Source organism: Companilactobacillus hulinensis (genome assembly GCF_003946555.1).
GTDB classification, from domain to species: domain Bacteria; phylum Bacillota; class Bacilli; order Lactobacillales; family Lactobacillaceae; genus Companilactobacillus; species Companilactobacillus hulinensis.
In genome coordinates, this window is record NZ_RHOO01000002.1 from 116,130 (window position 1) to 133,521 (window position 17,392).

17 protein-coding genes are annotated in these 17,392 nt (G+C 36.6%); 16 read left to right on the plus strand and 1 reads right to left on the minus strand.

Annotated features, from left to right (window positions below; translation table 11 throughout):
• The first annotated feature begins 63 nt into the window (after window positions 1-63).
• The 10 genes from gmk (at window position 64) to EKM66_RS01810 (ending at window position 10,676) form a co-directional block, all read left to right on the plus strand.
• Entirely contained in the window at window positions 64-675 is a 612-nt protein-coding gene (gmk, locus tag EKM66_RS01765) for a guanylate kinase (RefSeq protein WP_125761074.1), read from the plus strand.
• A gap of 4 nt (window positions 676-679) precedes the next feature.
• Entirely contained in the window at window positions 680-934 is a 255-nt protein-coding gene (rpoZ, locus tag EKM66_RS01770; protein WP_076616101.1) for a DNA-directed RNA polymerase subunit omega, read from the plus strand.
• A gap of 76 nt (window positions 935-1,010) precedes the next feature.
• Window positions 1,011-3,425, plus strand: a complete 2,415-nt coding sequence (gene priA, locus EKM66_RS01775; RefSeq protein WP_125761076.1) for a primosomal protein N' — start codon at window positions 1,011-1,013, stop codon at window positions 3,423-3,425.
• A 16-nt stretch (window positions 3,426-3,441) separates the two neighbouring features.
• Window positions 3,442-4,395, plus strand: coding sequence for a methionyl-tRNA formyltransferase (gene fmt / locus EKM66_RS01780; RefSeq protein ID WP_125761078.1), 954 nt, complete (start codon window positions 3,442-3,444; stop codon window positions 4,393-4,395).
• A complete protein-coding gene (rsmB, locus tag EKM66_RS01785) occupies window positions 4,388-5,710 on the plus strand; it encodes a 16S rRNA (cytosine(967)-C(5))-methyltransferase RsmB (protein WP_125761080.1) in 1,323 nt (440 codons plus the stop codon). Before fmt ends, rsmB begins: the two co-directional genes overlap by 8 nt.
• A gap of 19 nt (window positions 5,711-5,729) precedes the next feature.
• Window positions 5,730-6,473 (plus strand): Stp1/IreP family PP2C-type Ser/Thr phosphatase, encoded by a 744-nt coding sequence (locus EKM66_RS01790; RefSeq protein ID WP_125761082.1) that lies wholly within the window; start codon window positions 5,730-5,732, stop codon window positions 6,471-6,473.
• Window positions 6,474-8,441, plus strand: a complete 1,968-nt coding sequence (gene pknB, locus EKM66_RS01795; protein WP_125761084.1) for a Stk1 family PASTA domain-containing Ser/Thr kinase — start codon at window positions 6,474-6,476, stop codon at window positions 8,439-8,441. It abuts the gene before it with no gap.
• Between the two features lies 1 nt (window position 8,442).
• Window positions 8,443-9,333 carry a ribosome small subunit-dependent GTPase A gene (gene rsgA / locus EKM66_RS01800; RefSeq protein WP_125761086.1) on the plus strand — a complete coding sequence of 297 codons (891 nt, stop codon included), beginning with the start codon at window positions 8,443-8,445 and terminating at the stop codon, window positions 9,331-9,333.
• Window positions 9,334-9,345: 12 nt separating this feature from the next.
• Complete coding sequence (gene rpe / locus EKM66_RS01805) at window positions 9,346-10,014, plus strand: ribulose-phosphate 3-epimerase (protein WP_125761088.1); 669 nt, start codon at window positions 9,346-9,348, stop codon at window positions 10,012-10,014.
• A gap of 2 nt (window positions 10,015-10,016) precedes the next feature.
• On the plus strand, window positions 10,017-10,676 hold the full coding sequence (locus EKM66_RS01810) for a thiamine diphosphokinase (RefSeq protein ID WP_125761090.1): 660 nt from the start codon (window positions 10,017-10,019) through the stop codon (window positions 10,674-10,676).
• A gap of 107 nt (window positions 10,677-10,783) precedes the next feature.
• Here the strand turns inward: EKM66_RS01810 and rpmB are convergent, their stop codons facing one another.
• Window positions 10,784-10,969, minus strand: a complete 186-nt coding sequence (rpmB, locus tag EKM66_RS01815) for a 50S ribosomal protein L28 (protein WP_010019437.1) — start codon at window positions 10,967-10,969, stop codon at window positions 10,784-10,786.
• 177 nt (window positions 10,970-11,146) lie between these two features.
• Between rpmB and EKM66_RS01820 the strand changes: the two genes are divergently transcribed.
• From EKM66_RS01820 to rnc, 6 genes are all read left to right on the plus strand, one after another.
• Window positions 11,147-11,515, plus strand: coding sequence for an Asp23/Gls24 family envelope stress response protein (locus EKM66_RS01820; protein ID WP_125761092.1), 369 nt, complete (start codon window positions 11,147-11,149; stop codon window positions 11,513-11,515).
• 66 nt (window positions 11,516-11,581) lie between these two features.
• A complete protein-coding gene (locus tag EKM66_RS01825; protein ID WP_164505019.1) occupies window positions 11,582-13,219 on the plus strand; it encodes a DAK2 domain-containing protein in 1,638 nt (545 codons plus the stop codon).
• A gap of 70 nt (window positions 13,220-13,289) precedes the next feature.
• The gene (recG, locus tag EKM66_RS01830; protein WP_125761096.1) at window positions 13,290-15,326 is read left to right on the plus strand and encodes an ATP-dependent DNA helicase RecG; all 2,037 of its coding nucleotides are present in this window, start codon (window positions 13,290-13,292) and stop codon (window positions 15,324-15,326) included.
• 26 nt (window positions 15,327-15,352) lie between these two features.
• A complete protein-coding gene (gene plsX / locus EKM66_RS01835; protein WP_125761098.1) occupies window positions 15,353-16,354 on the plus strand; it encodes a phosphate acyltransferase PlsX in 1,002 nt (333 codons plus the stop codon).
• Window positions 16,355-16,368: 14 nt separating this feature from the next.
• Window positions 16,369-16,611 carry an acyl carrier protein gene (acpP, locus tag EKM66_RS01840; protein ID WP_125761100.1) on the plus strand — a complete coding sequence of 81 codons (243 nt, stop codon included), beginning with the start codon at window positions 16,369-16,371 and terminating at the stop codon, window positions 16,609-16,611.
• Between the two features lie 85 nt (window positions 16,612-16,696).
• Entirely contained in the window at window positions 16,697-17,389 is a 693-nt protein-coding gene (gene rnc / locus EKM66_RS01845; RefSeq protein ID WP_125761102.1) for a ribonuclease III, read from the plus strand.
• The last annotated feature ends 3 nt before the right edge of the window (window positions 17,390-17,392 follow it).

The following is a 17,392-nucleotide window of genomic DNA, read 5'->3' on the forward strand; positions in this document are numbered from 1 at the left end:
GAAAACACAATGAATTTATTGCATTATAGATATCATAATAATTAGATAAGTAGGGATAGCTAAATGTCAGCAAGGGGAATGTTAATCGTATTATCAGGTCCATCTGGAGTAGGAAAAGGAACTGTTAGAAAAGCGATGTTAAAGAAATCATCAATTAGATTTGATTACTCAGTTTCAATGACTACTCGTAATATGAGACCTGGTGAAGTGGATGGGGTCGATTATTATTTCCGAACAAATGAGGAATTTGAAGAAGAAATTGCCAATGATGGTATGCTAGAGTATGCAAAGTATGTTGATCATTATTATGGAACTCCATTGAAGTATGTTAATGAGAAGTTAGATGCTGGGATCGATGTTTTACTAGAAATCGAAGTCAATGGTGCAATGCAAGTACGTGAAAAGATGCCGGATGGAGTATTTATTTTCTTAACTCCACCTGATCTTCCTAGTTTGCGTCGCCGTATTACACACCGTGGAACCGATGATATTAAGACAATCGACAAACGTATGGAACAAGCCAAGCGAGAAATCGAAATGATGTCAAATTATGACTATGCCGTAGTTAATGATAAAATACCTAATGCGGTCAAAAAAATTGAAGGTATAATTAGAAGTGAACACTTAAGAGTGCCACGAGTAATTGACAAATACAAAAAAATAATAGGAGAATGATAATATGATTATTTATCCATCAATCGATAAGTTATTAGACAGAGTGGACTCACGTTACTCACTAGCAGTTTTAGCAGCTAAGAGAGCACATGAATTAGAGAATGGTGACATTGAGTTGTTGAGCAAGTATGAATCACCAAGAACTATTGGTAAAGCATTTGAAGAAATTGCCGATGACAAAATTGAAATCGATCCTAAATCAATCCTTCTTGAAAAAGAAGCTGAAAAGATTGAAGAAGAGAAAAAAGAAGAAGACTAGATCAATATATCCTTCACTGATTGTCGCAAGATGATGGTGGAGGTTTTTTTATTATTAAAAGGTGGTGTGAGAAGTTATGACAGTTGCTGAAGTTGTCGTTGATGTACCAACAATGCAAACAAACCGTCCATTTGAGTATGCAATACCAGATACCTTGGAAGATGTTATCGTACCTGGCATGCGTGTCGAAGTTCCTTTTGGACGAGGAAAGCGAAAAATACAAGGCTTTGTTATGAAAGTAAAGGATACTAGCAGTTTTTCCGGGAAACTCAAACCCATTGATAGAGTTATTGATTTACGTCCGGTTTTAACTTCAGAAATGCTGGATCTGTCGTATTGGTTGGCGGATCAAACGTACTCATTCCAGATTTCATGTTTGCAAACCATGCTACCGAGTGTCATGAGGGCCAAATATAAGCAATTTGTTGAAGCAGCTCCTGATTATGAAAATGATCCAGAAGTCAAAGAATTATTGGGTGATGATATTACATTGGAAATCTCATCACAGTTATCTGATGAGATAGTTCAAAAGATAAATCGTTTAAGAAGACAGAATAAAATTGAAATTGAGTATGTAGTAGAAAATCAAGCTAAACAGTTAAAAAGGCAAGCAGTAACTACCAATTTGAATAATATTCAACTTCATGAGAAGAAAAATGAGTTACGTAGTAATGCAAAAGCACAAGTTAAGCTAATAAACTATTTAATTGATAACCTAGATAATTTACCGATTGAAATGAGTGAGCTGGAAGCTAATGAGGGTATCTCTCGTGCTGCAATTAAGATAGCTGAAAAAAATGGAATTTTGGAAACTATTGAAATCACCAAACGTAGAAAACCCGTTGGAATTACACCTGAAAAAACTACTAAGCTTGAATTAACTGATGAACAACAAAAAGCTGTCGATCGAATAAATGATTCAATTGACAAGTCACAACCAGATACATTCCTAATTGAAGGTGTTACCGGCAGTGGTAAGACTGAAGTTTATTTACAAGCAATTGAACAGGCGTTGAATCAAGGCAAATCAGCGTTGATGCTTGTTCCAGAGATCTCATTAACCCCTCAGATGGTCAATCGTGTTACTGGTAGATTCGGTAATAAAGTGGCTGTTTTGCATAGTGGATTGTCCAGCGGCGAACGGTATGATGAGTGGACCAGAATTGAAAATGGTAGCGTTCAAGTTGTTGTTGGTGCCAGAAGTGCTGTCTTTGCACCATTGAAGAATATTGGATTGATCATTATCGATGAAGAGCATGAAGCAAGTTATAAACAAGACGATAATCCACGCTATCATGCTCGTGATGTAGCTCTCTGGAGGGCAAAATATCACAAGTGTCCAGTTGTACTAGGTAGTGCGACTCCAAGTCTAGAATCTCGTGCACGTGCACAAAAAGGCGTTTATCATTTAATCTATATGAAAAAGCGTGTTAATGAACATCCACTACCACATGTGCAGATTATTGATATGAGGGATGCTGAAAATTCAGCTGTTAAAGGAGATATTTCTCCATTACTGCAAGATAATTTATATCGTGCAGTGAAACGGGGCGAACAGGCAATTGTATTACTCAATCGTCGTGGGTACTCCTCATTTATGATGTGTCGTGAATGTGGATTCACTCTGAAGTGCCCCAACTGTGATGTTTCTCTTACATATCACAAGGACCTTTCTAAAATGAAGTGTCATTATTGTGGACATGAAGAGCCAGTACCAACGGTTTGTCCCAATTGTAAAAGTAAAAAAATTGGCTTTTATGGTACAGGTACACAAAATATTGAACATCAATTAAATGAAATCCTGCCACAAGCTAGAGTTTTGAGAATGGATGTTGATACCACGAGACGTAAAGGTGGACATGCCAAAATAATTAAGGCATTTGGGCAACACAAGGCCGATATATTGCTGGGAACGCAGATGATTGCTAAGGGATTAGACTTTCCAGATGTTACACTTGTTGGTGTCATCAATGCTGATACTACTTTGAGTATTGCCGATTATCGTGCAAGTGAACGTACATTTCAGTTGTTAACTCAAGTTAGTGGACGTGCCGGACGTGCCGATAAAGAGGGACATGTGATCATTCAGACATATAATCCTGATCATTATGCGATTAAGGATGCTGCGAAACAGGATTATGAAACTTTTTATAATCAGGAAATGTATCTTCGCCATCAATCTAATTACACGCCATATTATTTTACGACTTTAATAAGTGTTGCTCATAAAGACGAGGGTCAGGCTTTGAAGCAAGGATACTGGCTTAAGCGTCAATTACAAGCGGCATTATCTGATCACGCAATCTTGTTAGGACCAAGTCCAACAATGATTTCTCGTAAACAAAACAAATATTATTATCAAGTTATTGTAAAATATAAACATGAGCCGCAACTTCATCAAAAATTATTGGATATTTTGAATGATACTCAAGCGGATACAAAAAAGGGATTTACTATTGCGATTGATAATGAACCGCAACATATTGATTAAGTGAGGGAAAGCATATATGACGAATGTTATATTTTTAGGAACACCTGATTTTGCTGCAACAGTTCTAAAGGGGCTAATCAAAGAACAATACAATGTAGTAGCTGTTGTTACACAACCTGATAAGCCAGTTGGAAGAAAGCAAAAGTTGCAAAAAAGCCCAGTCAAATTAATTGCCGAAGATGAAAACATCAAATTGTATCAGCCAGCCAAACTTTCTGGGAGTCCAGAAGTGGCAGAATTAAAAGATATTCAGGCTGATTTGATCATCACCGCAGCGTACGGACAATTTTTACCAACATCATTTCTTGAATCAGCCAAGGTCGCAGCAATTAATGTTCATGGTTCATTGTTGCCTAAGTATCGTGGCGGGGCACCAATCCAATATTCTCTATTGAATGGAGACAAGGAAACTGGTGTAACAATTATGTACATGGTGAAGGCAATGGATGCTGGAGATATTATTAGCCAAGAAAAATTGCCAATTGAAGATAGCGATGATAATGGTTCGTTATTTGAGAAGCTCTCCGTTGTTGGCCGTGAATTATTGCTGGATACAATTCCAAAGATCTTGAGTGGTGATATTCACCCCATCAAGCAGGATGAAGATAAGGTAGTATTTTCACCAACTATTTCAAAGGAACAAGAAGAATTGAACTTTAACGAACCTGCACAACAAATCTTTAATCAGATACGTGCTTTAAGTCCTGACCCTGGTGCCTGGTCAATGTTTAATGGTCAAAGGACTAAGTTCTACAAGAGTGAAGTTGTTGATATAGTGACTGATCAGGATGCAGGAACTGTATTTGAGACTGGAAAGAAAAAACTTGTGATTGTAGCTGGTGACGGCAAAGGATTATCAATCAAGAATATTCAGCCTGCTGGTAAAAAGATTATGGATATCGCAAGTTATATGAATGGTTTAGGTAAGAACCTAGAAAAAGGACAGAAAGTGGTCAACATAAATGAATAATAATTTACGTGCATTAGCCGTAGAAGCATTAACTAGAGTTCTAAAAAATAAGGCATATTCAAATATTGAAATAAATAATATTTTGAAGAAAGCAGATTTGTCAGACGCTGATTCTCGATTAATGACAAATATTGTCTATGGTGTTCTTCAGCATAAGTTGACATTGGAATATCAATTACAGCCTTATATTACTGGTAAGAACTTGGATTATTGGGTTAAATCGTTACTTATGTCAGCCATTTACCAGATGCAATATCTGGATAAAATTCCTGATCACGCGGTATTGAATGAGTCAGTAGAAATTGCCAAGTTCAATGGTAATCAAGGGTTGGGTAACTTGGTTACTGCAGTATTGAGAAATTATCAACGTCATGGAGTTCGTCCAATGCCAAAGGGTGATTCAGTTAAGGCGTTGAGTATTAAGTTCAGTACTCCTGAATGGTTAGTTGATATGTTGATCAAGCAACAAGGTCTAAAGAAAGCAAAAACTGTTCTTGAAACAATTAATCAACCATCACATATTTCAATTCGTGTAAATACTAATAAAATCACACCTGATGAATTAACTGATAAACTGTCAGAACAAGGTTTTGAAATGAAGCCAAGCTTGATATCACCAGTGGGATTAACTTGTCATAGTGGTAATTTAGTTGACACAGAAGAATTCCGTGAGGGATTGTTCACTATTCAAGATGAAAGTTCAATGCTAGTTGCTCCCGCTTTGGATATTCAACCAGATAGTACAGTTCTTGATACTTGTGCAGCCCCAGGTGGTAAGACGACTCACATTGCAAGTTATTTAACTACTGGTTCTGTTATGGCACTTGATATTCACAAGCCAAAAACAAAATTAATCCGTGAAAACGGGCAAAGATTAGGCTACGGCGATATAATACAAACAAGAGCTCTCGATGCACGTAAAGCTAAAGATGAGTTCGATTCAGAATTTGATCGTATTTTAGTAGATGCACCTTGTTCTGGGTTAGGTCTAATTCGTCGTAAACCAGAATTGAAGTACTTCAGAGAACCAGAGGATCTATTGAATCTTCAAAGAATTCAGCTTCAGATTTTGGATAGTATCACTGGGCTATTAAAAGTTGGCGGACAACTGGTATTTAGTACATGTACATTTGATGCTGAAGAGAACGAAGATGTTGTAATGAAGTTCTTGGATGCACACGAGAATTATGAATTAGTTCCTGTTAAACATGAAGAATCTCTAGATAAAAATGTAAATGACGGTGTCTTAAAGTTGTTGCCTAGCGACTACTTTACTGACGGATTCTTTGTAGCCGCATTTAAACGAAAAAACTAATGAGGTAAGGTTTAGAAATATGGACTATGCGTTATTAACTGATGTAGGAAAATTGCGAGAGAACAACCAAGACTATGTAAATGTCTTTAAAAACAAAAAGGGAATCGTCTTCGGTATTGTTGCCGATGGGATGGGTGGCCACCGTGGTGGTGATGTTGCCTCTGATATGGCGGTCTCTCATCTTGGACATAACTTTGAAGAATCAGAAATTACTGATCTGGAAGATCTGCGTGAATGGATCATTAAGGAAATCAGTAAAGAAAATGACCGTATCGTTTCAGTCTCAAACCAATTTGACGATTTGAATGGTATGGGAACCACTATGGTTGGAGTTTTCTTCGTTGAAAATAAGATGATGGTCGTTAACGTTGGTGACTCACGTTGTTATGTCTTTCATGATGATGAGCTTGATCAACTTAGCGTGGATCATTCACTTGTTCATGAATTATTGGAAACTGGTCAAATTAGTCCTGAAGAAGCTGAAAATCATCCACAGAAGAATATCATTACACAAACCTTGGGTGTATCTCAGACGGTACAACCACGAGTTAAGAATTTTGATGTAATTGACGATTCTATTATTTTGTTGTGTACAGATGGATTAACTAATATGGTTTCAGATGATGAAATCAAAGAAGTTCTCTCTCAAAAAATTGGATTAGAGTCCAAATGCCATATTTTGATTGATAAAGCCAATGAAGCTGGTGGTCGTGATAATATCACAGCTCTACTTTTTGCCTCTAAGAATGGAGGTCAAGAGTAGATGGACAAAGGTTACCTAGTTGGTGGTCGATATGAGATTCTAGGTACTCTTGGTGAAGGTGGAATGGCTAATGTTTACTTAGCTAATGACACGAAACTGAATCGTAAAGTTGCAGTAAAAGCTTTAAGATATGATCTTCAAGATGATGAATCTGTCAGAAGGAGATTTGGACGTGAAGCCAAGGCTACTAGCGGTCTCTCTAATCCGAATATTGTTAACGTTTTGGACGTTGGCACTGATAACGGGATTCAATATATCGTAATCGAATATGTTGATGGCCCTAACTTGAAAAAATATATTAAGACACATTTTCCAATTGCATATCATGAAGTTGTAGATATTATGGAACAGATTTGTCTGGCTGTTGCTGATGCCCATGATCACGGAATTATTCATCGTGATTTGAAACCAGAGAATATTTTGGTGGACACGGCAAAAAGTCCGATACAAGTAAAAGTTTCGGACTTTGGAATTGCTTTGGCGCTAAGTGATAGATCAATAACGAGAACTAACTCGCTGCTTGGTTCAGTTCACTATATGTCTCCAGAACAAATCAGAGGTAAGTCTGCTACAGTTCTATCCGATATTTATGCGTTGGGAATTATTTTATTCGAACTGTTGACTCAACATGTACCCTTCACTGGAGATACGGCTGTGTCAGTTGCTCTTAAGCATTCTAAGGAAGATATACCGGACCTTAGAGCAATTGATCCTAATATTCCTCAACCGCTTGAGAATGCAGTTTTGAAGGCTACAGCTAAGGATCCAGATCAGAGATATCAATCAGTTCGTGAGATGTGTGAAGATTTAGATACATGTTTATTACCAGAACGTGCTAATGAGCCGAAGTTTGTTCCTATCCCATTAGATGATTTGGGTGAAACAAAGGTAATTGGTGAAGCACCACTTGCTGGTAATGAAGATAAAGAAAAAGAAGTACCAAAGAAAAAGAAGAAAAGTAATAAGAAACGAAATATTATTTTATTAACGTTAATTCCAATTGCATTGATTCTGTTGTTGGTTTTCATGGTTGTTAAGAGTAACGAAGAGACAACAGTTCCAGATCTTCGCAATTTAACGGTCAAACAAGCAGATGTGATGTTAAAGGGTTCCAATTTGAACGTTGGAAATATCTCTAAAGAAAATAACGATGACGTTGAAGCAGGTCATGTTATTAAGTCGATTCCTGCTAAAAGTTTGAAGCTTAAAAATGGTGCCAAAGTTAATCTAGTCGTTAGTTTAGGAGCGACTTACTATAAGATGCCAAAGCTTATCGGTAAAGATTACGATGATGTATCAGATAATCTTAAGAAACGTGGATTTACCGTAAAAGTTAAGTATAAATCCAGCAGCGAATACGAAGCAGGCGTTATTATGAATCAGAGCATTAAAGCTGGTAAAAAAGTTGTAACCAAGAATAAGTCACTCACTTTGACATTGGCCAAGACGCCAACAATCAAACATAAAGTAACTAAGGTAAGGGATTTATCTGGGTATAACTTGAAGAGTATTCAAGATTATGCCAGTGAAATTGGTGCAACATTAAATGTTTCATATGATTATTCTGATACCATTGAAGATGGAGTTATGATCAGTCAGAGTCCTGAGCCAGGAAGTGTTATAAGTCAAGGTGATACACTTTCAGTTGTCATTTCTAAAGGTAAAAACCCTGATACAAGTGATGATGATAAGAATCAAAGTGACAATGACAGCAATAATGATTCGTCAGCTACAACTAATCCTGTCACTAAGGATGTAACCATTCCATATGATTCTAGTGATAGTAGCAACACGATTACGATTTATCTTGGTGATGCAACACACAATATCAATACTGTTTACAAAACAATGAGCATTTCACAAGACACAACACAAACTTTAGTATTTAATTTAAAGAGTGGACAAACTGGTAGTTATAACATTGAACGTGATGGAAAAACCGTATTGTCCGGCTCGGTAAGTGGGTAAAATGGAGAAAAAAGGTAGAATTATAAAATCAATTAGTGGATTTTATGACGTATTGGATGATGAAAGTCATGAATTGGTGCGTACTAGAGCACGTGGAAACTTTAGAAAACGTGGTATTAAGCCAATTGTTGGAGATTTTGTTGAATACGATGCAACTGGTGACTTGGGTTATTTGTTAGAAATACTTCCTAGGGAAAATAGTCTAGTTCGCCCACCAATAGCTAATATTGATCAGGCGATTGTTGTGACTTCATCAGTTGAACCTAATTTTTCTAGTAATTTGTTAGATAAGATCTTGGTTAATATTGAACATAATGATATTCAGCCTTTGATTTATCTAACAAAGACGGATTTGCTTGATGAGAATAAGTATCAAGAATTAAAAAAGATAATGGCCGGATATCATCAAGCTGGTTACATTGTTTTTGATGATGAGGATAGTTATGGTCAAGAACAAATTGATCGTTTGGAATCAACTTTTGCCAACAAAGTGACTGTTTTCACAGGACAATCAGGTGCCGGCAAATCAACTTTACTTAATCACATCAATCCGGAATTGGGGCTTGCTACAGCTGCAATTTCTCAAACGTTGAATCGTGGTAAGCACACTACTCGCCAAGTTTCATTATTTGAAATCGCTGACGGACTAGTTGCTGACACGCCAGGTTTTTCTTCACTAGAATTGATTAATATTGATAAGGAAGAATTACCAACTTTGTTTCCGGAATTTGTTGAGTACAGTTCAGAATGTCAGTTCAGGGGTTGTAATCATGTGAATGAACCGGGATGCAAGGTCAAAGAGATGCTTGCTGAAGGCAAGATCATGCAAAGCAGATACGATAACTATCTTTATTTCTTAAATGAAATTAATTCATATAAAAAAAGATATTAGGAGAGTGGTTATATGACAACAAAGAAAATCGCACCATCAATTTTATCAGCCGATATTATGAATTTGGAACGTGATGTAAAAATCGCCGAAGAGGGTGGAGCTGACCTATTCCACATCGATATTATGGATGGTCACTTTGTGCCTAACATGTCTTTCAGTCCTAGCGTCGTTGCAGGGATGAGACGTGTTACTGACAAACCTTTGGATATTCACTTGATGATGGATAATCCAGATGACTATATCAAACCATTTGTTGATGCTGGGGCCGATACGATCCTTGTTCATGCTGAAAGCACACAACATATTTATCGTTCCATTGATTTGGTTAAGAGCCTTGGTGCTAAAGCTGGGGTCGTTGTTAACCCTGGAACACCACTCGAAGAGGTCAAAGAATTGTTCCCAGTTATAGATCAAATTTTGGTTATGACTGTTAATCCAGGCTTCGGTGGTCAGAAGTTTATTCCAGGTATGACTAAGAAGATTCAAAGATTGGATCAACTCCGTCAAACATCAGCTGATGATGATTTTCAAATTGAAGTAGATGGCGGAATCAATGATGAAACTATCGTTCAATGTGCTAAAGCTGGTGCCGATATCTTTGTTGCCGGATCATATCTATATAATGGTCAAGATGGATTCAAGGAACGTGTCGATACACTTAAAAAGCTAGTGGAAGACTAATAATGAAACGAGTAAATATTTTATTAGGCGGACCCAAGAGTGAATATCCTGATGAGCTTTCGAAAAGTATTAAGGGAATTCCGGGACCTTGGATCGGTGCCGACCGTGGTAGTCTGTATTTGATTTCCCACGGTATATTGCCAGAAATTGCAATTGGTGACTTTGATTCAATTAATAAAAAAGAGCAGAAACTTCTTCGTGACAATGTTCATGATTTCCAAAAATTTCCACCAGAAAAAGATGATACTGATTCTGAACTTTGTATTTTGGCAGCAAAAGAAAAATTTAATGCGGCTGAATATTATATTTATGGTGGAACAGGTGGTAGGATAGATCATTTCTTAGTCAATCTGTTCTTGCCCTACGATCAAAGATTTTTGAGTTTTTATGATAAGTTGTATTTTAAATCGGCAACTAATACGATCAGATTCTTTCGACCAGGAAGATATACAATTTATCATAAAGAGGGAATGAAGTACGTAGGGTTCGTAAACTTGGGTCCTGTGACACATTTGAACATTTTAGATGCAAAGTATAAGCTTGACGATTTCACCGCTATGAAGCCGGTTAGTTGGGCAAGTAACGAATTCGTTAAAGACACTATTAATTTCGGATTTGAAAGTGGAATTATCGCTGTTATTCAATCAAGAGATAAAAAGTAAGACACAAAAAGAGGAAATTCCTAAAATGGAATTTCCTCTTTTAATTTAGCAACAAAAAAAACTAGCAAAATAAATTTGCTAGTCTTTTTTAGTTAATTATATGATAATTATACTCTAGTAACTTTTCCTGACTTCAAAGCTCTAGCTGAAACCCAAACGCGTTTAGGCTTACCGTCAACCATAATACGAACTTTTTGCAAGTTTGGCTTCCAAGAACGTTTTGATTGATTAAGAGCGTGAGAACGTTTGTTACCAAACACTGTCTTACGGCCTGTAATAATATCTTTTGCCATGGGACCGACCTCCTTTGGCTACATGTTTTCTTTAAAATATCACCTGACTAATTTACCATAAACTAAAAATAAAAACAATAGTTGAATAATAATGTGTCATAAATCTTTAATTCAAAATCTTGCTATGATAGAATTTTAATGTTTATGATAGTTAGATCCAAGATAGGAGGATCCCAAATGGCAGTTACAATAAAAACAAAACATGGTGAAATTAATGTATCAACCAATACCGTTTCAACGATCGTTGGCGGAGCTGCATTGGATATCTACGGAATAGTAGGTATGGCAAGCAAGAACCAATTACGCGACGGGATGAACACAATTTTGAATCGTGAAGATTTCTCACGCGGAGTAGTTATTCATCAAGAGGATGAAAAGATTGCCGTTGATGTCTATATAATTGTGGGATACGGAATTAAAATATCCGAAGTTGCTAAGAATTTAAAAGAAAAAGTAAAATATAACCTAGAAACAATGCTTGGAACACCAGCTGGCACTGTTAATGTATATGTTCAAGGAATAAAAGTTCTAGATGACATTAAATAGGTATTACGCTAGTTGGAGGGGAAACTTTTGAGCAAAGAACTTATCACAAAAACTGAATTTTCCGATATGATTCGTGTGGCTTCACACCGTCTTGAGAAAAATGCAAAATTTGTTAATTCACTAAATGTCTTTCCAGTACCTGATGGAGACACAGGAACAAACATGAGCTTGACTGTACAAAGCGGTTTTAAGGCCGTAAATGAATCAGAAAGTAGCCACGTAGGAACATTAGGTAAAGCTCTCGCTAAGGGCCTGTTAATGGGGGCTCGTGGTAACTCAGGTGTTATTACATCTCAATTATTTAGAGGCTTTTCAAAGAGTATCGAAAGTAAGGAAACTTTGACTTCCGATGATTTGGCTAAAGCTTTTGACGATGGTGTAAAAACTGCCTATAAAGCGGTTATGAAACCAGTTGAAGGTACTATTTTAACTGTTGCTCGTTTTGGTGCTGAGGCAGGTGTTGAACGTGCTAAAGAAACAAAAGATGCAGTTGAAGTTATGAAGGCTGTTGTTAAAGGTTCTAAAGTTGGTCTAGAAAAAACTCCATCATTACTTCCTGTTCTTAAAGAAGTCGGTGTAGTTGATTCTGGTGGACAAGGTCTTGTATTCATTTACGAAGGATTCCTTGAAGGATTGTCAGGTGAAGCAAGTGATGAATCATACACACCTGATGAAACTGAAATGGTCGAGATGGTCAACGCCACTCATCACCAATCAGCTCAAGGTCAATTCAACACTGATGAAATTGCCAATGGCTATTGTACTGAAATGATGGTGCAACTAGGCCAAGATCCAACTTCAGACGAAACATTTGATAATGATAAGATGCGTGAATACCTAAGTAAAATCGGTGATTCATTAATCGTTGTTTCAGATGATGAAGTTGTTAAAGTCCATGTTCATACTAACTTCCCAAGAAAAGTTTGGGCTGAAGGTAGAAAATTTGGTGCTTTAACGAAAGTTAAAATTGATAATATGAAGATTCAACATGAAACAATTGTTGATGATGACGAAGAGACTGTAGCTGAACCTACAAGTAACAAGCCTGTTGATTATGCAGTAATTACTGTATCTTCTGGTGATGGTCTGTCTAAACTATTCATGAGTCTTGGTGTTACGAATGTTATTAGTGGTGGTCAAACAATGAATCCATCTACAAATGATATTGTTGACGCAATTAACAATGCTAATGCAAAACGTGCACTTATTTTGCCAAATAATGGGAATATCATTATGGCCGCTAAACAAGCCGCTGAACTAGCTGATATTCCAGTCGCAATTGTTGCTTCAAAGACGGTTTCTCAAGGAATGACAGCGATGTTATCATTCAATCCAGAAGCTGATTTGGATGAAAATAAAGAAAATATGGAAGATTCATTGGATACTGTTAAGAGTGGTCAAATTACTCAGGCTATCCGTGATACCGAAATCGATGGTTTGAAGATCACCAAGGGTCACTACATGGGAATTGTTGATGGAAATATCTTAGTTGATGATCCAGATATCGTTTCTGGTACTGAACAAATGCTCGACAAAATGATCGATGACGATAGCGAAGTTATCACTATTCTTGTTGGTGAAGATGGTAATCTTGAGGATGCTCAGAAGTTTGCAGATTACTTAGATGATAAGTATGCTGACTTAGAAACAGAGATTCATCAAGGTGATCAACCAGTATATCCATATTTGATTGCTGTTGAATAATTTTTATTGTGAATAATCAAAATGAGGCTGGAACTTATTTCTAGTCTCTTTTTTGTACAAGGAGGGGAAAATGAATTTAAGAGAAGTATCGGTTGCTGAATTGCCAGGAGTAGGTCCTAAGCGTTTGGATGCTATCAAGTCTCTTGGTATCAATAGTATTTATGACTTGTTGTTCTATTTTCCTTTTCGTTATGAAGATATGGAAGTTAAGTCATTAGACGATGCGGTTGATCAAGAAAAGATTCTACTTAAAGGCGTTGTTGCTAGTGAGCCAGTTGTAGTACGTTTTGGCTATAAGAAAAATCGTTTAAATGTCAGAATTTTGGTAGAGAATGAATCAATTATGGTTACATTTTTTAATCAACCTTGGTTGAAGGATAAGTTTGAAACTGGAAATGATGTTGCTGTTTATGGGAAATGGAATGAAGCTCGTCGAGCAATAACCGGAATGAAGGTTATTGGTGGAAATGAACAAGGCTCAATTGATTCAGTCTATTCCGTAAATAAAAATATTCACCAAAAAACCTTGGTAAATTTGATAAAATTGGCGTTTGATAAATATCATGATCAGATTGATTCAATTATTCCTGAACATATTGCTGAAAAGTATCAATTGATGAATGATGAAGCGATGGTAAAAGGGATGCATTTTCCTGATAATGAGGATGAGAATGAATCTGCTCGCCGAAGTGCTAAGTTCCGTGAATTCTTCTTGTTTGAATGTGGAATACAGAGTGTCAAAGCTAAAGATGAACAGGAAAACGATGGTTTAGTTGAAGATTACGATGAACAATATATTAGTCAATTCAGAACCTCACTACCATTTGAATTAACCAAGGCACAATCACGTGTAGTCGATGAAATATTGAATGATATGAAGTCAGATCATCATATGAATAGATTGCTGCAAGGGGATGTTGGTTCTGGTAAGACTATTGTGGCTGTAATAGCGATGTTAGCCTCAGTTACAGCTGGTTTTCAAACTGCTATTATGGCTCCAACAGAGATATTGGCACAACAGCACTTTGAAAAAATAATTAACTTACTTGAAAAGCTACAAATTAGGACCGCAATTCTGACGGGATCGCAAACAAAAAAAGAACATGATACGATCGCTGAAAATATCCGCGAAGGCAGAACAAATGTAATTGTGGGAACACATGCACTGATTCAGGATAGTGTAGATTTCAATAATCTTGGTTTAATAGTTATTGATGAGCAACATAGGTTTGGGGTAAATCAGCGTAAGGCGTTGCGTGAAAAGGGAAATAATCCAGATGTATTGGCTATGACCGCAACTCCTATTCCAAGAACTTTGGCAATAACTACTTATGGTGATATGGAAGTTTCTAGAATTGACGAATTGCCTGCCGGACGTAAAAAAATTGAAACTTATTGGATTCGCAGTCAAAAGGTTGAGCAGATGTATAAATTTGTTTCAAAACAATTGGCTGAAAAGGCTCAAGTTTATGTAGTTACACCATTGATTTCTGAATCAGAAAAAATTGATTTGAAGAATGCTGAATTGATTTATGACAAATTCAATGAATTATATGCTCCAAAATATAAAATTGGTATTCTTCATGGTCAAATGAGTAATGACGAAAAAGAAGATATAATGGGCAAATTCAGTCATCAAGAGATTGATGTATTGGTTTCAACCACGGTTATTGAAGTTGGTGTTGATGTTCCTAACGCTACAGTAATGGTAATATATGATGCCAACAGATTTGGATTGTCGCAGCTGCATCAGTTGCGTGGTCGTGTTGGTCGTGGGAAGAAGCAATCATATTGTATTCTGATTGCTGATCCGAAGAACGATGTCGCATTGGAACGAATGAAAATATTGACTTCGACCAATGATGGTTTTGTTTTAGCTGAAGAAGACTTAAAGATGCGTGGCTCAGGTGATTTATTGGGGAGCAAGCAGTCAGGACTTCCAGATTTCAAAGTGGGTAATCCAATTGCAGACTTTAATATTTTACAAACGGCACAGATTGAAGCAGAACAAATTTTTAAGGATCCACAAGCGATGGATAATCTAGAAAATAAAGTGTTAAAATTATTCCTAAATGATGAATTTGAACAATTAAATAATTTTGACTAAAAATGAATTTTGTGAGGAGTTAATTAATGAAAATTGCAGTAGATGCCATGGGTGGCGACAATGCACCTCAAGTTGTTGTTGAGGGAATTGAAAAAGCACGTGATGAATGGACAGATTTGGAATTTGTTCTTTATGGCGACCAAAGTAAAATAAAAAAATATCTAAAAAACAGTGATCGAATCGAAATTGTTCATACTGATGAGGAAATACTTGGAACTGATGAACCAGTAAAGGCCATCAGATCCAAGAAAAACTCTTCGATGGTGCTTGCCGCAAAGGCAGTTAAGAACAAAGAAGCTGACGCATTATTTTCATTGGGTAACACTGGTGCGTTATTAGCATCTGGTATTTTTATTGTTGGACGAATTAAGCAAGTTGATAGACCTGCTTTGATGCCAACCTTGCCTGTGATCAATTCATCATTAGGTGTAAACATGCTTGATGTTGGTGCTAATGCTGAAGCTAAGCCAGCTTACTTACAACAATGGGCAGTAATGGGATCGATTTATGCACGAGATGTCAAAAAAATTAAGAATCCTCGTGTGGCATTATTGAACAATGGTACCGAAGAGGATAAGGGTGATCCAACTCATAAGGATGCATACAAGCTTCTTGAAAATACTGAAGGTATTAACTTTATTGGTAATATTGAATCAAATAATATCCTTGCTGGTGAAGCAGATATTATCGTTACTGATGGTTTCACGGGTAATGCTGCTTTGAAAGCAATTGAAGGAACAGCTACTATTTTGCTGAAGCAAATGAAACATGCCTTGCTAGATAACGGTATTTTTACTAAAATGGGTGCAGCTATTGTTGCTCCTTCGTTACGTGGTCTTCGAGATATGTTTGATACGTCCAAAGCTGGAGGAGCTGTTTTGCTTGGATTGAAGTCACCTGTAGTTAAGGCTCATGGTGCAGCTGATAGCGAAACAGTTTTCTATACAGTTAAACAAATTTATGATATGTTGCTTAACGATACAGTGAACAAGGCTAATAAATACTTTGAGCAGATGTCAAAGGATTAGGGAGAGAACTATTAATGTCAGAACAAGAAATTTACGATAAAATTGTTGGTTTAATTACAGATAAGTTTGAAGTTGAAGCAGATTCAATCAGCAAGGCCACTTCATTTTCAGACGATTTGGATGCTGATTCAATCGATTTAGTTGAATTTGTATTGGAGCTTGAAGAAGAATTCGATGCTGAGATTCCAGACGAAGATGCTGAAAAGATCACGACTGTTGGTGAAGCAGTTGATTATATTAAAGATCATCAAAAATAAGACCTGTTGGTCTTATTTTTTTAGCCATTTAATTATTTAGTGCGAAAGTTTAGTATAATTAAAGTTATTGGAAAGGGGACGCGTTATGCTAGATCAGAAATTCTTAGATTATTTACAACAGAATTACGAAATTACTTTTAATAATAGAAAATTAGTTGAACGAGCTATGACTCATTCATCTTTTGACAATGAACACAAAGAATTAGGAATAGGTAACTATGAAAGATTGGAATTTTTAGGAGATGCAGTACTGGAAATCAATATTTCAAGATATCTGTTTGAAAAATATCCTCAATTACCAGAAGGTAAGCTAACTCGCTTAAGGTCAGACATTGTAAGAACCGACAGCTTCGCCAGATTTGCTAAAGAAATCCAAATCGACAAGTATTTGTTGATTGGTAAAGGTGAAGAAAAACAAGGTGCTCGTCAACGTCATACTTTACTTGAAGATATTTTTGAGGCCTTTAACGGTGCATTATATTTGGATCAAGGAAACACAAAGGTAGAAGAATTCCTTGAAAGTGTAGTTTATCCTCATATTGATTCAGGAGAATTCTCAGAAGATACTGACTTCAAGACACACTTGCAAGAAAAGCTACAACAATCAGGTGAAGTTGAGATCGATTACAAGGTTATCGATGAAGAAGGACCTGATCATGATAAGAAGTTCGAAATTGAATTGATTGTCAATGGAGATGTTTTGTCGAAGGGATTCGGCTACAGTAAGAAACATGCCGAACAAATGGCAGCTAAAGAAGCATTGCAACAATTGAAGTAGTAG